The sequence below is a fragment of the Hylemonella gracilis ATCC 19624 genome, assembly GCF_000211835.1.
Lineage (GTDB): Bacteria > Pseudomonadota > Gammaproteobacteria > Burkholderiales > Burkholderiaceae_C > Hylemonella > Hylemonella gracilis.
Map to the genome: position 1 here is coordinate 1 of NZ_AEGR01000111.1, position 2285 is coordinate 2285.

2 protein-coding genes and 1 tRNA gene are annotated in these 2285 nt (G+C 59.6%); all 3 read left to right on the forward strand.

Annotated elements, in window-relative coordinates; all coding sequences use genetic code 11:
• The first annotated feature begins 105 nt into the window (after positions 1-105).
• The 3 genes from HGR_RS16575 (at position 106) to HGR_RS16585 (ending at position 2197) form a co-directional block, all read left to right on the forward strand.
• Positions 106-197: transfer RNA gene (locus HGR_RS16575), tRNA-Leu, on the forward strand.
• Between the two features lie 22 nt (positions 198-219).
• A complete protein-coding gene (locus HGR_RS16580) occupies positions 220-837 on the forward strand; it encodes a DUF6806 family protein (RefSeq protein ID WP_006299558.1) in 618 nt (205 codons plus the stop codon).
• Positions 838-961: 124 nt separating this feature from the next.
• Positions 962-2197: an HD-GYP domain-containing protein gene (locus HGR_RS16585; protein ID WP_039853933.1), complete on the forward strand. Its 1236-nt coding sequence runs from the start codon at positions 962-964 to the stop codon at positions 2195-2197.
• Positions 2198-2285: the final 88 nt, after the last annotated feature.

Consider the following 2285-nt stretch of genomic DNA (forward strand, 5'->3'; position numbering starts at 1 on the left):
ACCTTGCCAAGGTTGAGGTCGCGAGTTCGAGCCTCGTTTCCCGCTCCATTTCTTCGGCCTCCCCCGTGTTGCTGTTTGCTTCACAATCGGGCAGATCACTCTGCAGCCTCGATGGTGAAATTGGTAGACACAGCGGACTTAAAATCCGCCGCAGCCTGAAAGGGCGCGTACCGGTTCGACCCCGGTTCGAGGCACCAAGCACCCACAACGACCCTCTCTATGGCCAGCAGCTACGACGCTCCGTTTGAAATTCATGTTCACGGTGATGTGCCTTTACGCGCAGACGTGGCCTTTGACCAGATTCAGGATGCGCTCAAGCCCCTGTGGAAGTATGTTGGCGCGCGTACCTTGGCTGAAGGGGCGCACAGTCACTACGAGGATGAGCCAGGCATCCGTTTCGATGCCCAGGATCACATGCTGCGTCTGTGCTGGACGGTGTTGGGCGATGAGAATTTTCGTCAATCTCTTGACGAGATGTGCATGAGCCTCAATGAGTTGTCTCAAGCAGGTGCTGCGATCGAGATCACGTTCTACGACGTCGAGTTCGATGAGGAAGAAGCTGATCCTGAAACTGAGTCGCGAGATGACTTTCTGATGCTGTTTGTCGGGCCCAATCCTGGCGCCATCATGCAGGTGCAGCGCGATATCCTGGTGCAGGATGTGATTCACGTGATGGAGCGCCACTTCGACGCGTCCGAATTGAGTGGCTTGGTGGGCGAGATCGACAACCTGTTCAGGGGGCGCTACGACGCCTTGGTCAATTCGCTCGAGATCGGCAAGCCACCTCGAGGTGCGGGTGGTCATGGCGGTGGTCGCAAGCCACGCCACCTGCACTGACCCCCCCTCCCCGGTGGAGGCGGGCATCTCTTGGATCGCTGACGTGCGGTCCTCGCCAATATTGGTGATGCCGCCGCAAGAAGCTTGATGTTACGATCCACGCCGGGTGCGGGGAGAACCTGTCATGCTCAAATGCATACGCGTCGAGTCGTTGAAACTGGGGATGTGGGTTGAAGAACTGCGGGGATCCTGGCAGGAGCATCCCTTCTGGCGCGACAGTTTTCTGCTGGCGGACCCCAAAGATCTCGAACGCATACTTGAAAGTAGCATCCGCGAGGTCTGGATCGACAGCAGCAAGGGGCTTGATGTTCCCCCTGGGACGGAAGTTGAGACCGAGGAGCAAGTCGCCTTCGAGGTCCAGCTTGAGCTCAACGAAGCCGCTCGCCCGCCACGGCTCAAGGAGCCCGTGCCGATCAAAGACGAATTGTCCCGAGCGGCCCTGATTTGCCAGCAGTCCAAGCAAGCTGTGATGTCCATGTTCCAGGAAGCCCGCATGGGCAAGACGGTGGACGCAGCGCGTGCGCAGCACCTGGTTGAGGAGATTTCCGACTCCGTTTCCCGTAACGCCAGTGCGCTGATCAGCTTGGCGCGGCTCAAGACCGCGGACGATTACACCTACATGCACTCGGTCGCAGTCTGTGCCTTGATGATCGCATTGGCCAGGCAGATGGGGCTGAGTGAGGGACAGACCCGATCCGCGGGCTTGGCGGGGCTGCTGCATGACCTGGGCAAGGCCGCGACCCCCCCCAGCGTGCTCAACAAGCCCGGCAAGCTGACGCCGGCTGAGTTCGAGGTGATGAAGCAGCACACGATTGACGGTTACCGCATGCTCCAGAATGTTGGCAACCTGGACCCCATGGCCTTGGACGTCTGCCTCCACCACCACGAGAAAGTAGACGGCTCGGGCTACCCCAAGGGGCTGAAGGACTCGGAAATCAGCTTGTTCGCAAAGATGGGTGCCGTATGCGATGTGTACGACGCCATCACCTCTGACCGCCCTTACAAGGCGGGGTGGGACCCGGCGCAGTCCTTGCACAAGATGGCTGAATGGTCCCGAGGCCACTTTGACCAACGGGTGTTCCAAGCTTTCGTCAAGAGCCTGGGCATCTACCCGGTGGGGTCCCTGCTGCGCTTGGCATCAGACCGCTGGGGGGCAGTGTTGGCGGTGGTGGTTGAACAGTCGGCTCAGGCTTTGACGAAACCGATTGTCAAGGTGTTCTATTCCGTGGACCGCACCGCGCACATCGCGCCTCAGACCGTGGACCTCTCATCTCCCCAGGTGATTGAGCGCATCGTCGGACGCGAAGACCCCGTCGAATGGGAATTCGAGGGCCTGGATCAATTCTGGGCAGTGGCTTGAGCTTGAGGGCCGATTGGGCCATCAGCCAATCAGCCAATCAGCCGAACTGCCGAACTGCCGAACTGCCGAACTGCCGAACTGCCGAACT

What these genes read in the sequence shown, in the direction of transcription:
- HGR_RS16580 (WP_006299558.1), top strand. Translation starts at nt 220, where the DNA reads ATGGCCAGCAGCTACGACGCTCCGTTTGAAATTCATGTTCACGGTGAT.
- HGR_RS16585 (WP_039853933.1), top strand. Translation starts at nt 962, where the DNA reads ATGCTCAAATGCATACGCGTCGAGTCGTTGAAACTGGGGATGTGGGTT.